The following is a 17687-nucleotide window of genomic DNA, read 5'->3' as shown; positions in this document are numbered from 1 at the left end:
TGGCGTGCTCTTTGAACACATGATAGATCTTAAACGAGAGGCAGGAGAACAACTCTGGACACAATACTATACCCTGTTACGCGAGGCGGTAGATAGTGGCAACTTCAGCGTGATTAGCCACCCGGTCCGAATGCGTGTCACCAATCCATTTCTGCCAGAATCGTTAGACGAGGAGCTAGATCAGCTCGCCGCCAAAGCGGCTCATGCCAATGTCGCACTTGAACTCAACGGCTACGACACCCTCAACTACACCGATCTAGTTCGGCGTCTGGCATATGCCTGCGCACGCCACAACACCCCTATCAGCATTGGCTCCGACGCACACTATCCTGCCAGAATCGCTCAGGCCCACCAGGAGACCGAGCGGATTCTACACGAAGTTGGTATCACACACATACGCATCTGGAAGCAGCTCCAGCCAGAGGAGTATGCGATTTGAGGCTCTTGTGTGGTATGACAAATGTGTAGATGGCAACCTTAGCTTATCGGATCTATTCTGCTCATGGCTGTATCTTGCTCCAACCAAGCCAGAATGTGTAAGTACGTGTAGCGATCCTGTTGGTATTGACGTCATGAGTCTGACCCGTTGCCAGATCAGTAAACCAGAGACGCTGCGAGCCATCCAGGTACTGACCCATCACCACTAGATAGCGCGAATAGGGCGAGAGCAATACATCTTGAGCACTTACCTTCTCCGCCCCTGGTGCGATATCGACGACGCGTGTCTGCTCCTCCTGGCTAACGCTGTCAATGCTGATCAATTGCCAGGTCTCCTGCACATTACGCACGACCATAGGCACGTTATAGGCATCAAAGCCTACCAAGGCTTCGTCCTGTGAAAAGAGATAGGTATTACCGCCATCTCGCCCTATAGCATAGATACCCACCTGCCCATTAGCATCAGCGGAAGTATAGTAGAACATCTGTCCATCAGGGCGAAGCCAGAACTGCGCGCCTGACAAAGAAGAGTGTGCCAGAATTTCCTGACTACCATTCTTCAGATTCAAGCGTTTAAGTTGCGTCTCCGTCCCTTGAGACCCATCGTTACTATAAGAAAAATAGAGCGCGTCGTCATAATAGAACAAGAGACGTTGAGCCTGAATTGTATATGCCAGACGCTCAATCTTGCTCTGGGCGATGTCGATGCGTACTAACGAGTCAGGCAACGCAATAAAGAGCATACTATCATCTGTCGACCAGACTGCGTTATAATCCCCCCCATCACCACGCTTTCCCGCTTCCAGCCGATAGCTCTGACCTGTTAGGAGATGAAAAATAGTGCTTTGACCATCATAGCAATGATAGAGCAGATTCTTACCACTATGGGCAATAGCATCGGGTCGCGCATCATCACAATGGGTCGTCAGAAGTGTACGCTGCACAGAACGTATGGGATCGAATACGTCAATATCCTGTTGACCCTTCTGGGTCTCGAACGCCACCACCGATGACCAATCAGTAGTGAAATTCAAGCGTGGTGGGGCTGGAAGGGAAGCGGTTTGCGTCTTCCGCATTGTCTGTGTCGTTTGTGTAGGAGTAAGGTGCTTCCAGGCGGCATTGCTCAAGAATCCGAAGGAGAGCACAATAAGGGCCGCAACCAGTGCCAATACCCAACCACCTTCCCTGGTGGATCTCTTTGTCACTGGGCGAGAAGGAGTATTGGAGCCAGCACGCGAGGCACCTCGCTCCGGGATACGCGAGGATTGAGCCACAATGGCAGGAGTCGCAGGATCACGAGCTTCCTTGCGAAGCGCATCCATAATGCTTGCGGTAGCAGAAGGCGTATGAGCCTCCGCGAATTGAAGATACTCACGTAACATGCTACGTTCAGACGCAAGCGCCTGACGAGTCTGCATTAATGTCTCTCGGCAGATTGAACAATTGGAGATATGCGTGCGTAGCCAGCGAATCAATCGAGCATCATCATCGTTATAGCTAGCAATTTCAAGCTCAGAGATCCATTCTCCATCCAGCACATCAGCCAGACGCTCACAGTCCTTACTCCAGGGACAGGAAGGAGTATCACCATCCTGAGCGTCAGACATTCTATTCTTCATCAAACACCATCCTGAGCGAGAGTGGCGTAGAGACGTTGAAAAGCATGGCGCGCGCGTGATAGGCGACTACGTACTGCTGAGAGTGAATCTTGCATCATCTCCGCTATCTCACTATAAGAAAAGCCTTCGGCGTCTAATAGCAGGCAAATGGCAGAGTTCCTGGGCAAATGCGCGAGTACTCGCTGCACCATATCCAGTTCCACCACACTATCTTCAAAAGGGGTCAGCTTTAAGGCTTCCTCATCAATATATCCCTCGCCTACATTTTCATCTTGATTTAGAGACGAATTCAGGGAGAGCATGGTTACATGTTTCTTACGTCGCCACTCACTGCGCAACTGATTAAGCGCGATACGATAGAGCCAGGGAGCAAAGCGCAATTGCGTTCCGTCCATACGAGGCAAGGCACGGTAGGCCGCAAAAAACGTTTCCTGACAAAGATCCAGAGTCAATTGTTCGTCGTGAGTCATGCCATAAAGCATACGCCTGATCTTTGGTTCGTAATGCAAAACCAGGGCTTCAAAAGCCGCTATCGACCCCTGGCACGCCTCTTCGACGCATTGAGGCTCATTGAATACCGCGTTCATTATCCCCTGTGCATCAGCAGCGATGCTTTGTTCGTGGCCTCTATCTTTTACAATGCGAACTATCATATATTTGTTGCGAATCAGGAAGTCCAATTTAGAGGTGTCTACTAAAATGGCATCGAAATTTGATTTCTATATATTATTAGTAAATGACTACTCTTTTCTGGCATACAGGCCCTTGCCCATTATCGCTGATACGCTGGGCTTTTACAGTGAAATAGCTCACAATTTCTGAGCTTTTCGCCAAGAGCGTCCCCATTTGCTACCCTCGCAGGAAGAAGGAGCTCCCTACGGTAAAAGAGAAGCGTCTTTAGTATCCCTCATCAAGACGCTGATGAGCGTAAAGGGCCACCTTCTGATACATGCGACCAAGCCAGGAAGTCAAATTCTCTCCATCCAACACATAGGGTGATTCGCCAAGTTCGCGCAACATGGCTTGCTGATCCTCGCTCTGCGCTGGTCGTAGCGCGAAGTGCTCAACCTCATCACCCGCGAGCCAAAAATCATGCACACGCTCGTCAAGGGGCTGCGATAGTGCTTGAGGCTCCTGTTCGCTCGCTTCAAAATCTCTGGTTACCACCTCACCATCAGAGGTCACACTGCGCTTGCTACGTAGCACCTCGCTGATTTCGTCTTTGTTGCGACCTCGTAACGTCAGCAGGAGAAAAGGGTCGCTATCAAAGCGCTCCGCTAAGATATAATAGACCGCCGCGATATGCTTGCAGGGATTGGCATAATCCGGGCAGGAACAATTGGTCTGAAGATCGTCAATCATCTCAGGGAAGAGCGAGATACGCTCACGTGTGAAGAGCTCATCGATCTCACGCGGCATTTCGCCAGCAAGCAACCTCGCCGAAAGCAAAGCATCAAGGGTCATCGCATTTAGGATGATCTCCCAATCTTCATTACTCAGAGGTGAAAGCTTAACCACAACCTTATAGGGACGCGGAGAGCTGCCCTGCACTACCGCATTCACCCGACCCGCTTGCACATCAAGAGAGAGTACTTGACCCTGGCGCGCATAGCTACGGCCTCGCGCGAGCCGTGATCCAACACCCATTTCCTCCAGAGCCTGGATCCAGCGACGTGACCACCATGTCTCGCCGATCTTGCCGCGCTTGCTTTTGGCCTTAATGCCGCCCTCGCTACGAATGGGTGTAGTATGTTCCCACGGATTATAGTAGCGCCTATAACTATAATCGGAATCCTCATCAAGCTCACTTTCCCAGCCCTGCATTTCATCTGCCTCAAACTCATCATCTTCAGCATAATCATCATCGGGATAATAGCCCCACCTGCTACGTCTTCGATGTTTACCCATAATCTTACTCTCCTACTGCTTCACGCCCCAGTACAAACAGTTCCCGCAGTTGCTTGGTCGACATCTCAGTAAGCCAGTTCTCACCATTTCCAATGACATTTTCAGCCAGTTCCTTCTTCCCTTCAATCATCGCGTCAATGCGCTCCTCCAGCGTGCCAACACAGACAAACTTATGTACCTGCACGTTACGCCGCTGGCCGATACGGAACGCGCGATCCGTGGCCTGATTCTCCACAGCGGGATTCCACCAGCGGTCGAAATGGAAAACATGATTAGCCTCGGTGAGGTTGAGACCAACACCACCGGCCTTGAGCGAGAGTAGGAAGATAGGTGCGCCCTCACCTTCGCCCTGGAAACGCTGCACAAGCTGATCGCGCTGTTTCTTGGGAGTAGCACCATGCAGGAAGAGGACTTCGCGCCCAAAGCTCTCCTGTAAGTGCTGACGGAGGAGTTGGCCCATCTCTGCGAACTGAGTGAATATCAGTGCCTTCTCGCCACTTGCTAACACCTCCTCTAGCATCTCTTCCAGGCGCGACAGCTTGCCAGAACGCCTCGCCAGTTCGCTACCATCGCTCATAAACTGGGCAGGATGATTGCATACCTGCTTGAGGCGCATCAAAGCGGCCAGAATAAGCCCTCGGCGCTCGATGCCTTCTGCGCTCTCGATCTTCTCCAACATCTCTTTGACGACCGCCTCATACAGTGAGGCCTGCTCCTGCGTCAAATTGCACAGTACCTTCATTTCCATCTTCTCAGGCAAATCCTGTATGATGCTTTTATCCGTTTTAACCCGCCGCAAAACAAAGGGCTGGACCAGTTGCTTGAGAACCTGAGCGCGCTCCTTATCACGATAGCGCTCAATGGGGATTGTGTAGCGCTGACGAAATTCCTTGCCAGATCCCAAAAAGCCAGGATTGAGGAACTCTATGATCGAGCGCAGTTCAGAAAGTCTATTCTCAACTGGCGTACCGGTCAGAGCAATACGGTAGTGCGACTTCAGCTTCTTGATGGCTTGTGTCTGCTTAGCCTCATCATTCTTGATATTCTGTGCCTCATCAAGCACCACGTTCTCCCAGTTGATCTGTGTCAGTAACTCCTGATCACGCAGCGTCAGGGCATAAGTTGTCAAAACGACATCGTGCGCGTGAGCCTGCTTCACAAACTCCTCTCCTGAAAAGCGATCCGCGCCATGATGGACATGCACATTCAATGAAGGCGAGAAGCGCTGTAGCTCGCGTTGCCAGTTACCAACAATGGACATGGGGCAGACAATGAGGGTAGGGGAAAATGGTTTCTTTTCCCTCGTGAGTCGTGACCGTTCATAGAGCAATAGACCTATTAGTGAGGCGGTTTTACCCAACCCCATATCATCAGCGAGGCAAGCACCAAGCCCAAGGCTTTTCAGGAAGGCCAGCCAGGAGACACCCCGCACCTGATATGGACGCAGTTGCCCCTGGAAGGTCGACGGAATAGGCACCGGCTCCAGGTGCGTCTGTCCACTCAGACGCTTGAGAGTCTCACTAAGCCATCCCTCCACCTCTATGCTCTCCAGAGACAGACCAAGCTCCTGATGCTCCTCAGCACCAGCCTCCAGGCGCAGCAGGTCACCAAACTTCAGCTTTTTGTGAAGTAACTTCTTCTCAAAGAAGGACGCCGCAGTCTCCATCTCCTCCGGGCGAAGCTCAATCCACTGACCACGCACATTCACGAGAGGCTGTTTCAAAGCCACAAGATCCATAAACTCCTGCTCGTTGAGCACCTGCCCACCCACAGACACTTGCCAGTCATAGGTCAAAATACTATCCAGAGAAAGGTAGCCCTGACTCTCATTGTTGGCCTGCTCACGCTGTTGCCTAACGCGCAACTTCGCGGAGAGCCGAGTCGCGCGTCCCCCCCACCAGGGCGGCACTAAAACCCCGAAGCCACCCGCTTTGAGCAAAGGCACAGCATCACGAAGAAAGGTATATGCCTCCTCAGTACTAAGCGCAAGTTCAGAGGGGCGCGCGCTCCGCAGACCTTTCGCTAGCGTAGGGTAGAGGCGCAACGCTGCCCCCAGGTCTGATAACAATGCCTCTTGTGGCCGCTCAAATGAACGATTAAGCAAAGAGAGGCTGTCAGAACCAACCTGCCAGGCCTTCTCGGCAGGCACTAGGAGGCTAGGATCATCATTAGCCTGCAAGTGAAAGCTGAGCTTCCATAAAGGGAAGACGGGCTCCGACGATTCTCGATTCTCCTCTTCAGGCTCCTCTGAGGAGGGCTGTTCCAGGCGAAAGCAGGTCCGGAAGGACCGAAAGGCCGCACGCTGGGTCACAGGCCGCAACCAGGAAGAGATACTATCAATGAATGACCGAAGTTCCTCAAAGGAGGCCGAAATTGGAGAAGCCTGTGACATCCGTAAGGCGCGCAACCACTGCGAGGGAAGAGATTTGCCCCATTTTAAACGACTTTGATCACCCATCATGGATTGCAGTCCGTCACGTACCAGCGCATCAACATTGACACGCAAGAAATGCAGCAGTAAATCTTGCGCGCTCAATTTCTCGCGTTGTTCCTCCACCAGGAGAGCACGACAAACGGGTGGCATAGCCGCGGCCAGACGCGAAACACGCTCCCGATCTTCTGGTAGGAGAGCAAGGTCCCAAGAAGCCTCCGCAAGGACTTGTTGCTTATCCCCTCGCCCATTCACGCGCGAATGAATGGCTGGCAAGAAGCTCTGGTGTTGTACCAGTTCTAGTGCCAGTTGAGCCGCACACATCCAGAAGCGCGTATCGCTGCCATAGCTATTGTAGTCCTCAGATGAGGGTGGGTTCACGGGCAATGAGAGGAGCAAATCACAAGCAGCCTGTGCATCAAAGCTCAGTGCCTCTATCAGCCAGCCACGTAGTTGGGGCTGGCTTCTGACTTCCACTGGTGTTTCCAATAGCAGTTGAGGTGAGGGGAGAGGCGATCGGCTACTCGAAGGTAAGAGCAGTGCGAGCACATCGGGAGCCCCCCGGTGCCCACTTGGAGTCACCTGCATCCCTGCCAATTGTTCATCCAGTTCGACAGCGAGCAATGAGAAAGGATGAGGCCGGAGCTTACCACGCGCGGTCACTTCAATAGTTTGTGTGACCTGGGCACGCTCGCCCCAGATATAGAGCCTTCCTCCATCTCCAACCTGCCAGGTTACATGCAAAACTGCCACGTCAATCCCTCTCACCTATGATGATTGCTTAAAATTCCTACAAATTTCACGAGCTAGCCTTATTCGCCCTCTTGGGGCCGCTGTGCAAGCGATGACTTCACTTCAACATAACGTGCCAGCACAAATATGAGGTCCGAGAGGCGATTCAAATAACGCACAACCTCACCATTCTGGATCACGCCATCGTGCAAGAGTTTAACAGCCATGCGCTCGGACCGTCGAATGATCGTACGCGCAAGATCCAGGGCCGCACCACCTATACTATCTCCTGGGATAATAAACTTGTTCGGAATGTTCACCTCGAGTTTAAGTTCTTCTTCTATATTTTCTAAAGATTGAACATGCTCACTTGTTATACGCAGACCCATTGCCTCATAGTTCTCTGGAGGTGTGGCAAGTTCTCCCATCAAGAGATACAGTTCCTGCTGTACATGGTAAATGACCTCTTTCACGCGCGGGTCATTCGTAGTAGCGCGTGCTAGCCCCAGCGCAGATGTTGCCTCATCTACCGTCCCAAAAGTTTCGGGACGAGGGTCATATTTAGGCACTCGCTGCTCGCCCAATAAACCCGTATAACCGGTATCACCCGTTCCAGTTGTTACTTTTGCCATATCGCCCTATTCTCCTTTAGATTCTTGCTCCAGGTAACGGTAGACTCGGCTGACACGCCTACGGCTCATCTCGCGACCTCGCACCAGGCGTTCTGCGTCTATGGGTTGCAGGCGATTAGTCGCCAGGAAGCGCCGCCGCAAATTCGAGAGATCAATCTGCTCATCTGGGGCAAAGAAGGCTCTATATAGCAAGGTTGCCTCAGGCAGGGTCAGGGTACCATCGCCAATCGCAGGCTCACGTATCACGTTAAGGGAGAGCGTCTCCCGACTATTCGGCTTCTTCCCGTCCTGTTGCCACCACGCCTCTACAGGCTCCCCTAAACTCATTTTATCCATGTCTGCCAGATAACGTAAAACAATTTCTGGTTCGCGCTGAACAAATGAGCGCAGCATATAGAGTGTATTCAATAACCCTGGTCTCACTTCTTCGTCCAGAGCGTACCGCCCGGTCTCAACATCGGCAATGGGGACCCAGGATACATGCAAACTTGGCACCGGCTGGGAGCGTAAATTGGGACGCAACTGGTCACGATTGGCACGCAGCAAAACGCTATGTAGCAATGAAATACCGGTTCCCTGCTCATTGCTACCCCATACTTGCACCTTCTGCTCCTGCCAGCCTGCCTTCAATTGGAGGAGCGAGGCATCCTGAGGCCAGAGAAGTAAAGCGTCTAATGTACGCTCTACAGCATCCGTCACACCCTCATTTGCCATCACCAGGCGCATAGGGGGCCCCCACGGTCCATCGCGTAGAAGCACCCAAAGCGACCAATCACAGATCGCAAAGGCCGCGACCCCAGCAGTCACGATCAGGCGGCGAGGCACGGCGTCGCGAGAGGGGCGCGCTAGAATCGGGTTATGCGGCCTTGGACCGGTTGGGTGCATTAAAATCCTCCATCGCTACGCTCTTCTCAAATAGTTATGCCAGTATACATCCAGGAACAGATGCGGAAATGCATATAAAATATTGTATCTCACATCAGGATTCCTTGCACATGATCTATCTCCCCATAAATAGAACCTGACAAAGCATCTTTTCTGACAGACCTATATAGCTTCGATTCCAAACAAAATGGCACCCTTCAAACAAGGATGCCAGTAGCGTATATGAAATGGATCGTATAAGTGTCTTTATAGGCCGAAGACAGCATAGAGACTAAGGGCGAATGCGGCGCACGCAAGCGCTGCGATAAGCAAGTACGTATAGTAACGTTTGAGTTCCTTGCGTCCATCAATAGCAATTGCTTTAGCACCAGCTTTTCGATACTGTGATTGTTTTTGCATCTTCTTTCCCCTTAGCAATAGTCTTTCCAGGGTGAGCTACCTCTGTATACTAACTGATACGATTGAGCATCGCATTCAGTTGTACATTACAGAAATTGTACCCAAAGCTAAGCCGAAAAGCAATGTTTTTAGGATACATACACCACAAGTATAGTGTGCACTGACGTGCTCAGCTTTTGGATCAGGGGCGATCGCAAATACAATCCATCCCCAGACAGTCATCTGATCGCACTAGACTGGTTTCGCACGTGCTTTTTCGTCAGAAGGAGAGGCAGATTGATAGTCTGGCAGAGGAGCAATCGTATTATGATAGAACTCTAGTAGGCGGCGAGCCTTTTGATAATCATGCTCCATTAAAACTCGAAAGAGCTGTTCACAAATGACGAGCGCCTCGGCGGCAGTCGCACGGCTGGTTGCGGTCAGGTTCCCTAACAAATCATGCCGTCGAGCCGCACGAAATAGTACATGAACCTTCTCTAACAAGCCTTCATGCATCTCATGCTCGGATAGGGCGCCTTCGGACGATGCTTGCAGAGAAAGGGCGATCTGTGATAACAATTGCCCGCAGGTCTCTACTACAGCGTTATACTCGCTATTACGTGCATCTAATAATGCCTGGAGAATACGCTGCTCATCCACCTCGCTAAGAGCAGTCACAGCAAAGAGGCTAGATTCACCGCCAAAGCCCTGAATATCGCAGGCAAGCTGACGAAATTGCTTCTCAACCTCGTCAGAGAAGGGCAGGAGATAGACTGAATTTTGCAACGCGAACGCGCCGAGATGTTGGAGACGCCGCCATACCCAGACACGTTTTTGAGATGGCTCACTTGGTACCTTATAGGTTAGTTGTAACCAGCGTATAGCTTCTCGTTCAGGCATTTCTCGCTGTACCTCACTTAGAAGGGGGCAAAGTAACAAGAGTTACGTATATCAGCTTACAGCAATCGTAACCTAAACGAATGGGTAAAGTCAAGCGTAGAGCGCAAATATCTATTAAAACGGCTTTGGATCATTCCTGGGGACACGTAGCGTTGGCTTCGCACTGGCGCGAAGCCAGAAGATGCTCTCCAGCGGCAGTTCAAAGTAGGCAGCTAGTTTTAAGGCCAGTTCAATCGATGGGACATAGCGCCCCACTTCCAAAGCGATGATTGTATGCCGCGTCACCTGCAAATCCTCAGCCAGGCGTTCCTGCGAGAGGCCATGCCGTCTCCGCAATGCCGCCAGGCAGTTCTCGACATCTTGCTCTTTCTGCTGCTTGTTCACACACAACTTCTCTCTAGGTCATTGAGGGTGAGACGCGGTCCCATCTCCTGAGAAGACAAACACGTACTCTTATGCGTCACAACTACTCTCCCCTTCTTCTAGATCAACGGCTGCCAGTTCACCCCAACGTAAGTGCAACAGGTTGAAGATATAGAACAGGCGAGCACCGAATAGTAATAACGCCAGATGGAGATAGGCCAATAAGACAGACTGAGGCACAAAGAGATAGAGCAGGAAGAGGAGCCCGATTCCCACACAAACTACACGCAACGTCGCCGCTGAAGCAGCCTGAGCCGACAAACGCTGCATTTCATCTCTTCCCTTGGTATAGAGATCACCACTCAGAAAGAGGATTTGCGCTGCCAACAGAAAGAGGAGCGCCAGCACTTCCAATACGATAACCACACCGAGCAGCCACCAGAGTGATACACTGACTGTCAGCACAGTTTTCCCATGCTCATGACTAACGGTTGCCATATGATCAAATATGCCCCAAATCATAGCAAAGGTCAGCGGCACAAAGAGAAGCAAACAATCCAGCAGGAGCTTGCCCAGGAAAGCGGGCTGCGAAACACGGCGCGCGGCTTCTGGCTCTTGCAATAGATGTCCGGCATTAGTCAGTAGCTGAGCCCAGTTCCGGCAGCGCGCGCCTGGACTGGTGGGAAGCTTCGTTCCCAACATGTCCAAGCCACGCGCGCATATGCGAAACAGGCTCGCCATCTGGCGATTCGACGCGCCATTGAGGCGCATATACCAGTTCGCCTCCGGCGGTCGTAGATTTGTGACCACAGTCATATTCCTTTCAGGGATAGGATGATCTTCTATTCCGTCCCTAAGACCATCCCAAACATACTCACGCATGGGCATAGAAGGCCATGCCATCCCCGTAGTCGCGTATAAGTAGGCCAGAAGAAGCCATCAGCAAACGGATGACTACATAGAAATCACCAACACATCCCATCGTATGTGCTGTCAGCAAACAACAGAGAAGCAGGCTTATCCCCGCCGAAACAAAAGGCAGCAGGGCAATGCCCAGAAGCGTCAGGCAGACAAAGGGAGCCAAACCAACAAACAGAAATGGACCTCGTGGAATATACCAGTTCGGTGCCGAGGCATAGGCATACAACCATTTAAAGCCAAAATGTGGTCTGCTACCAGTAAACAGCCAGAAACAGAGGCTATGTATCAACTCATGCACAATCATACAGACGATACAGGACAGCACCAATAATACGATACCTATTACGATACTCCAGCCTCGCGACTCAAACGAGCCACTTGACGCTAGATGCGGATTCAGCGAGACGGCAATCAGCAGAAACGAGACCCCGAAACAGGGTAAGAGCAGTACAGCCGCGCTATTCAAGATCCAGAATAGTTTTCTATTGTGTTTAAAGTCTATTCGTTCGCGCTCTATATATCCTTGAGGTAGATCGGAAACAGCTTTCATATGTTCCATCCTCGGCCCATCATGTTATGTATACTTACCGTTAAGCAGACTTAACGGTAAGTATACATAACATGATGAGTTTGTCAAGTGGAAACATCTTGTCTTTCCTTGCAATGCCTTTATCCAAGGTGCTAGACTAGGAAAAGAATAGCATGGTGCTTTGCAACCACAGAGAGGTGATACATGCAAAATATTTATGTGATCTCGGGGGCCAGGACGCCGGTTGGTGTGCTCCAGGGCTCGCTCTCGGATATCTCGGCAATTGACCTGGGAGTCGTGGCGGCCAAAGAGGCGTTACAGAGAAGTAACGTTGATCAGCAACACGTAGATCAGGTCGTCATGGGCAACGTTATTCAAACCAGTAAGGACGCGATCTATTTCGCGCGCCATGTAGCGTTAAAAGCGGGCATACCTATCGAGACACCCGCACTCACTGTCAATCGCCTCTGCGGCTCTGGTCTTCAGGCCATTATCAGTGCCGCGCAAGCATTGCTCCTGGGTGAGGGACAGATCGCCCTCGCGGGTGGTGGCGAGAATATGACTCAGGCTCCCCATGTCATTCGCGGCGCACGTGCTGGCTTCAAACTTGGCGCGGCTCCCCAGTTGGAGGATAGTCTCTGGGAAGGGTTAATTGATAGCTATATCGGGTGTGGCATGGCAATCACTGCGGAGAATCTAGCCGAGCAATACCATCTCTCGCGCGAGGAAATAGACGCATATGCACTTCGTAGCCAGATCGCGGCACGCAAGGCCCAGCAAGCAGGATACCTCGCAGAAGAAATTGTCCCAGTCAGCATTAAGGACCGTAAGGGCAATACAAGTTTGTTTAGCCAGGATGAGGGTATTCGCGATACCTCGCTAGAGGCACTGGCAAAGCTTCCAGCACGCTTCCGACAGGGAGGAGTGGTCACGCCGGGCAACGCCAGCGGTATCAACGACGCAGCGGCCTGTGTCGTGCTGGCAAACGAAGACGCGGTCAAGCAATATAACCTCAAGCCAACTGCGCGCCTCGTCTCCTGGGGCATCGTGGGCGTGCCTCCGGAAATCATGGGCATTGGTCCCGCCAATGCGATCCGCCAGGCCCTCAAGCGAGCCGACCTGCGACTCAACGATATGGATCGTGTTGAGGTCAACGAAGCATTCGCTTCACAATACCTGGCAGTCGAGAAGGAATTGGGGCTGGATCGCGACAAGACAAACGTCAATGGTGGTGGCATCTCTATTGGTCATCCACTCGCGGCTAGCGGCGCGCGTTTGGTACTCTCACTAACCAACGAATTGCGCCGCCAGCGACTCAAGTATGGTGTGGCTTCGCTCTGTATAGGTGGCGGACAGGGCATCGCAGCCATTTTTGAGAACGTCAGCGAATAGATTGGCAGGCGTCACGGGGTGCTGGTATGGCAGGTATCGGCGGGTTCATCAGCACCTCATGACACCGGTATGCCACTATCACTAGCTTATGCTCCCGATACAGATCAAGGCCATTTCAGGGATGGAGGCAGAGGAACGAGGCATGCATATGCTATAATTGGGCTACTGCTAACGATCCGAGAGCCGTTGAAGTCGGCAAGCGACAGCATTAATTCATCTGGACACTAGCACACTCAGGACTCAAAACCCGCACACAACGACGTATCTTTTTCAACCAGGAGGAATCGTTATGGCTAGTAACCTCAATTTTGAGGATACCGACACTATTTTGATTGAGAATCGCCTCTTCTCCCCTTCAAGTGATGTAGTAGATAATGCCAACATCACCGCTTACATGCGTTCCAAGGGCTTCGATGACTATGAATCCTTCTATAAGTGGTCGTTGGAGAGTCGCTTCGAGTTCTGGGACGACATGGCAAAAGAGCTTCATTGGTTCGAGCCCTGGACCAAAACCTTTGAATGGACCGATAAACCTTTCTTCAAATGGTTCACCGATGGCAAACTCAACATCGCCTATAACTGCCTCGACCGCCACATGGAAACGGAGACACGCCACAAGGTTGCCTTCTATTGGGAAGGTGATGATGGCTCTAACCGTACCCTCACCTATGAACAACTCTATGTGCTGACAAATCGCATGGCGAAGGCCCTGCAAAACCTGGGCGTCAGCAAAGGTGATCGCGTCGCTATCTACATGCCCGCCATCCCCGAACAGGTCGCGGCCTTACTAGCCGTCGCGCGCCTGGGCGCGGTTCATACCGTAGTCTTCGGAGGCTTCGCTGCTAGCGCTCTCCGCGAGCGCATCAATGACGCTGGCGCGAAAGTCGTGATTACGGCTGATGGCAACTATCGCGGTGGTAAGCATATCCAGCTTAAAAAGATTGCCGACGAAGCCGTGGAAGAGACGCCAACCGTCGAGAAAATGCTGGTTGTACGCCGCCTGGATAGCGATGTCAATATGCAGGAGGGGCGTGATTACTATCTGGATGAACTCTTCAAAGATATCCCAGAAGATACCGTGGTCCCCTGCGAGCCAATGGATAGCGAAGATCTACTCTATATCCTCTACACGAGCGGAAGCACTGGCAAACCTAAAGGCGTTGTGCATGTGCAGGGTGGTTATGCCGTTGGCGCGTATACAACCACCAAACTGGTCTTTGATATTAAACCTGACGATGTCTACTGGTGCTCCGCCGATATTGGCTGGGTAACAGGGCATAGCTATATCGTTTATGGTCCGCTAATGAACGGCGCGACCAGCGTGCTCTTCGAAGGAACACCTACCTATCCAACACCTGACCGTTGGTGGAGCATCATTGAGAAATTTAAAGTCACGATCTTCTATTCCTCCCCAACTGGCATCCGTGGCCTGATGCGCTTCGGCGAGGAGTGGCCCGCGAAGCATGATCTCTCCAGCCTGCGCGTACTGGGGTCCGTTGGTGAGCCCATTAACCCCGAAGCCTGGATGTGGTATCGCCACAATATCGGTCGCGACGAACTCCCTATTATGGACACATGGTGGCAGACCGAAACCGGCTCGATCCTGATCAGTCCGACGGTTATCCTACCCCTCAAACCCGGCAGCGCCTCGCGTCCCATGCCTACCATCGAGGCCGATATCGTAGACAAGAATGGCAATCCGATTGGTGAGAACAAGGGCGGCTTCCTGGTTGTTCGCCATCCCTGGCCCTCTCAGATGCGCACCATCTATGGCGATCCCGCGCGCTACCAGACCTATTGGGAAACCATTCCCGATGTCTACTTCGCCGGAGATGCCGCGACCAGGGACAAAGATGGCTACTTCCGCGTTCAAGGCCGTGTTGATGACGTAATCAAGGTCAGTGGTCACCGCCTGGGTTCAATGGAGATCGAGTCCAGCCTGGTCAGCCATCCCGCCGTAGCCGAGGCCGCCGCGATTGGCAAACCAGACGAAGTGAAGGGTGAGCATGTCAAGGTCTTTGTCATCCTTCGCGATGGCTACGAAGCCTCAGAGGAGATGGAGAAGACCCTCAAGCTCCACGTACGTACCATCGTTGGGCCGCTGGCGGTTCCCGATGAACTAGAGTTCACCCCCAGCCTGCCCAAGACCCGTTCAGGCAAAATCATGCGTCGCGTCATTCGCGCGCGCGAACTGGGTGAGCCAGTAGGCGATACCAGTACACTTGACGCCTAGTAGTTCCACCTTGAGAAGGAAACCTAATTGCCCTCCGAGACTACGATAGTCTCGGAGGGCATACACTTTATAGGCGAGCCTTCACTCAGCCTCCCCAAACCCCGAAAGCACGGACAACAGGCCGTGGCAGACGCTCAGACAAGACAGTATTAACCCTGCAATTCTTTCTGCCGTACTTGACCATATATCGAGCCTGGGTTATAGTAGCAGGTGCAATGTCGTTAGAGCAGAGCAAAACAATTTGGATGAGGCAGAGATATATGCCCGAAGTACAGCAAAAGCAAGATCTTTACACCTATTTGTCCGCTATAGTCAAGCAAGCGGCAAGTCATTATATTGAGCAAGAAGGCATCAACTACGATGTCGAGCAACTTCCCATCGACCTGCGCTTCTCCGCGCAATCCAGCTTTGGTGACTACTCCATCCCGGTCATGCCCTGGGTGAAGAAGAGGCTTGGCCGTCCACCACTACAAATCGCTGAGGCTATCGCAACATACATCAACAGCCTCCATGTGCCCGAGCTTGAGGAAGTTAGCGCAACCAAGCCCGGCTTCGTAAACTTCCGCCTGAGCCGCCCCAGCGCGGGACAGGCCATCATCGAGCGCGTCCTGGAGGAGGGGCCAGACTTCGGTCAGGACCAGACCGGTCAGGGAACACGGGTCATCGTAGAGCATACCGCCATCAATACGAATAAAGCGGCCCATGTTGGGCATCTGCGCAACTCCTGCCTGGGCGACACTCTCGTCCGCATGTTGCGCTCACAGGGCTACCACGTTGAGGCCGAGAACTATATTGATGATTCGGGCGTCCAGGTGGCAGATGTTGTCGTGGGGCAAATTCTGCTTCAAAAGGGGCAACTTCAACTTGCTGAGGGAAACGAACCGCTTCCAGGCGAGTCCTTTGACTACTATTGCTCACGTGTCTATGTAGCCGTAAATCGGCTCTACGAGGACAAAGAGTCGGAACGGGGACAGAACGCGATCCAGCTTCGCCGTCAGGTCCTGCACGCCATTGAGCATGGCGAGGAGCCCGAGTCAGGCCCCGACTATCCAACCCTGGCCGCCGATCTCTCGCATCAGATTGTACAAGCACACCTCCAGACAATGGCGCGACTCAACATCTCCTATGACCTACTCACCTGGGAGTCTGCCATTCTGCAAGCGGGACTCTGGCAGCATACCTTCGACTTCCTGCGCAAACATAATCTGCTCGAAAAGCCCGAGACTGGTCCAGCCGCTGGCTGCTGGATTCTGCCTTTTGGCGACAATGAAGGCGATAACGAGCGCATGAGCGATAAGATCCTGGTCCGCAGCGATGGCACCGCGACCTATACCGCCAAGGATATTGCCAACCAGCTCTGGAAATTTGGTATCACCGATAGCCCTGAATTCAACGTCCAGTTCCACTTCGTTCCCTGGGGTACTCAGCACGATGGGCGTCAGCTCTGGACCATGCGCACACCCAAGGACGCACTACAAAGCGATCAGGAGAGTGATCCCAAACGCTTTGGGCACGCGCAACGCGTCGTAAATGTTATCGACGTGCGCCAGTCATATCCTCAGCAGGTCGTTTACGAGAGCCTGCGCCGTCTGGGTTATGTTGAGCAGGCTGAGAATTCCAAGCACCTGGGCTACGAGGTTGTCACACTCTCAGCAGCTACCGCTGCCAAAATGGGCATCGATACCTCCGATGGGCGTGAATCCTACGCCATGTCGGGACGCAAAGGCATTGAGATCAAGGCCGATGACCTGATCAACGCGGCGGTTGAACGCATGCAAGAGACACGGCGACAGGAGGAGAAGCCGGAGATTGATGAAAGGACAGCGGCCATTCTGGCGGCCTCCGCTATTCGCTACTTCATGATCCGCTTCAACTTGCAACAGATCATAGCCCTGGACATGGATGAGGTACTACGTCCCAACGGAGATACCGGCGTCTATCTGCAATATGCCTATGCACGCGCTTCTAATATCCTGCGCCGCTTGCAAGAGGCAGGTTATACCATTCCTGGCAAGCTGACCACCTTGCCAGAGCAGCTAGCCCAAAGCGAGTGGGAGCTCTTACGCCACATCGATACCTACCCGCGCCACCTTGCAGAGGCAGCGGAGCAGATGTCAGCTTCGGCACTAGCCGCATATGCCTATGACCTGGCCGCGCACCTGAATGATTTCTACGAACATACACCACCAATCGTGAAAGAAGAGAACGAGCAAACCAAAGCCTTTCGCGCTCTGCTCGTTCAAGCCACGGTTCAAACGATGAATAACGTTTTGCGCATTCTAGGCTTTGAACCCCTGGAGCGCATCTAGCACCTTTTCGGAGAGCA

At 52.4% G+C, this 17687-nt stretch carries 14 protein-coding genes and 1 pseudogene; 4 read left to right on the top strand and 11 right to left on the bottom strand.

Going from position 1 to position 17687, the window contains the following annotated elements; translation table 11 throughout:
* Window positions 1–439, top strand: a pseudogene (locus tag K3T82_RS19030) (hypothetical protein); the annotation flags it as partial.
* Between the two features lie 61 nt (window positions 440–500).
* On the opposite strand, the gene K3T82_RS19025 reads toward K3T82_RS19030, so the two are convergent.
* From K3T82_RS19025 to K3T82_RS18975, 11 genes are all read right to left on the bottom strand, one after another.
* On the bottom strand, window positions 501–2057 hold the full coding sequence (locus K3T82_RS19025) for a TolB-like translocation protein (RefSeq protein WP_220195016.1): 1557 nt from the start codon (window positions 2055–2057) through the stop codon (window positions 501–503).
* On the bottom strand, window positions 2057–2644 hold the full coding sequence (locus tag K3T82_RS19020) for an RNA polymerase sigma factor (protein WP_220195015.1): 588 nt from the start codon (window positions 2642–2644) through the stop codon (window positions 2057–2059). The genes K3T82_RS19025 and K3T82_RS19020 overlap by 1 nt, the downstream gene beginning before the upstream one ends.
* 310 nt (window positions 2645–2954) lie before the next feature.
* Window positions 2955–3965 carry an SWIM zinc finger family protein gene (locus K3T82_RS19015; RefSeq protein WP_220195014.1) on the bottom strand — a complete coding sequence of 337 codons (1011 nt, stop codon included), beginning with the start codon at window positions 3963–3965 and terminating at the stop codon, window positions 2955–2957.
* Between the two features lie 4 nt (window positions 3966–3969).
* Entirely contained in the window at window positions 3970–7149 is a 3180-nt protein-coding gene (locus K3T82_RS19010) for a DEAD/DEAH box helicase (protein WP_220195013.1), read from the bottom strand.
* Between the two features lie 59 nt (window positions 7150–7208).
* Entirely contained in the window at window positions 7209–7760 is a 552-nt protein-coding gene (locus tag K3T82_RS19005) for a cob(I)yrinic acid a,c-diamide adenosyltransferase (protein WP_220195012.1), read from the bottom strand.
* Between the two features lie 6 nt (window positions 7761–7766).
* Entirely contained in the window at window positions 7767–8645 is an 879-nt protein-coding gene (locus K3T82_RS19000; RefSeq protein ID WP_220195011.1) for a hypothetical protein, read from the bottom strand.
* A gap of 246 nt (window positions 8646–8891) precedes the next feature.
* Complete coding sequence (locus tag K3T82_RS18995) at window positions 8892–9044, bottom strand: hypothetical protein (RefSeq protein ID WP_220195010.1); 153 nt, start codon at window positions 9042–9044, stop codon at window positions 8892–8894.
* Window positions 9045–9275: 231 nt separating this feature from the next.
* Window positions 9276–9923, bottom strand: coding sequence for a Chromate resistance protein ChrB (locus K3T82_RS18990; RefSeq protein ID WP_220195009.1), 648 nt, complete (start codon window positions 9921–9923; stop codon window positions 9276–9278).
* Between the two features lie 114 nt (window positions 9924–10037).
* Window positions 10038–10307, bottom strand: coding sequence for a helix-turn-helix transcriptional regulator (locus K3T82_RS18985; RefSeq protein ID WP_220195008.1), 270 nt, complete (start codon window positions 10305–10307; stop codon window positions 10038–10040).
* A gap of 69 nt (window positions 10308–10376) precedes the next feature.
* Window positions 10377–11096, bottom strand: coding sequence for a hypothetical protein (locus K3T82_RS18980; RefSeq protein WP_220195007.1), 720 nt, complete (start codon window positions 11094–11096; stop codon window positions 10377–10379).
* Window positions 11097–11160: 64 nt separating this feature from the next.
* Window positions 11161–11757 carry a DUF3267 domain-containing protein gene (locus tag K3T82_RS18975; protein WP_220195006.1) on the bottom strand — a complete coding sequence of 199 codons (597 nt, stop codon included), beginning with the start codon at window positions 11755–11757 and terminating at the stop codon, window positions 11161–11163.
* Window positions 11758–11940: 183 nt separating this feature from the next.
* Here K3T82_RS18975 and K3T82_RS18970 point away from each other — a divergent pair, with 183 nt between their 5' ends.
* From K3T82_RS18970 to K3T82_RS18960, 3 genes are all read left to right on the top strand, one after another.
* Entirely contained in the window at window positions 11941–13128 is a 1188-nt protein-coding gene (locus tag K3T82_RS18970) for an acetyl-CoA C-acetyltransferase (protein WP_220195005.1), read from the top strand.
* A gap of 289 nt (window positions 13129–13417) precedes the next feature.
* Window positions 13418–15361: an acetate--CoA ligase gene (gene acs / locus K3T82_RS18965; protein WP_220195004.1), complete on the top strand. Its 1944-nt coding sequence runs from the start codon at window positions 13418–13420 to the stop codon at window positions 15359–15361.
* A 260-nt stretch (window positions 15362–15621) separates the two neighbouring features.
* Entirely contained in the window at window positions 15622–17670 is a 2049-nt protein-coding gene (locus K3T82_RS18960) for an arginine--tRNA ligase (RefSeq protein ID WP_220195003.1), read from the top strand.
* Window positions 17671–17687 lie beyond the last annotated feature (17 nt).

Source organism: Ktedonospora formicarum (genome assembly GCF_016587355.1).
Classification (GTDB): Bacteria; Chloroflexota; Ktedonobacteria; order Ktedonobacterales; family Ktedonobacteraceae; genus Ktedonobacter; species Ktedonobacter formicarum.
This window is presented reverse-complemented; position numbering and strand designations above follow the sequence as displayed.

Bases quoted from the DNA above. Each gene is read 5' to 3' on its own strand.
- acs (WP_220195004.1), top strand. From the start codon at position 13,418: ATGGCTAGTAACCTCAATTTTGAGGATACCGACACTATTTTGATTGAG.
- K3T82_RS18970 (WP_220195005.1), top strand. From the start codon at position 11,941: ATGCAAAATATTTATGTGATCTCGGGGGCCAGGACGCCGGTTGGTGTG.
- K3T82_RS19000 (WP_220195011.1), bottom strand. From the start codon at position 8,645: ATGCACCCAACCGGTCCAAGGCCGCATAACCCGATTCTAGCGCGCCCC.
- K3T82_RS19020 (WP_220195015.1), bottom strand. From the start codon at position 2,644: ATGAACGCGGTATTCAATGAGCCTCAATGCGTCGAAGAGGCGTGCCAG.
- K3T82_RS19025 (WP_220195016.1), bottom strand. From the start codon at position 2,057: ATGAAGAATAGAATGTCTGACGCTCAGGATGGTGATACTCCTTCCTGT.
- K3T82_RS18990 (WP_220195009.1), bottom strand. From the start codon at position 9,923: ATGCCTGAACGAGAAGCTATACGCTGGTTACAACTAACCTATAAGGTA.
- K3T82_RS18960 (WP_220195003.1), top strand. From the start codon at position 15,622: ATGCCCGAAGTACAGCAAAAGCAAGATCTTTACACCTATTTGTCCGCT.
- K3T82_RS19005 (WP_220195012.1), bottom strand. From the start codon at position 7,760: ATGGCAAAAGTAACAACTGGAACGGGTGATACCGGTTATACGGGTTTA.
- K3T82_RS18995 (WP_220195010.1), bottom strand. From the start codon at position 9,044: ATGCAAAAACAATCACAGTATCGAAAAGCTGGTGCTAAAGCAATTGCT.
- K3T82_RS18975 (WP_220195006.1), bottom strand. From the start codon at position 11,757: ATGAAAGCTGTTTCCGATCTACCTCAAGGATATATAGAGCGCGAACGA.
- K3T82_RS19015 (WP_220195014.1), bottom strand. From the start codon at position 3,965: ATGGGTAAACATCGAAGACGTAGCAGGTGGGGCTATTATCCCGATGAT.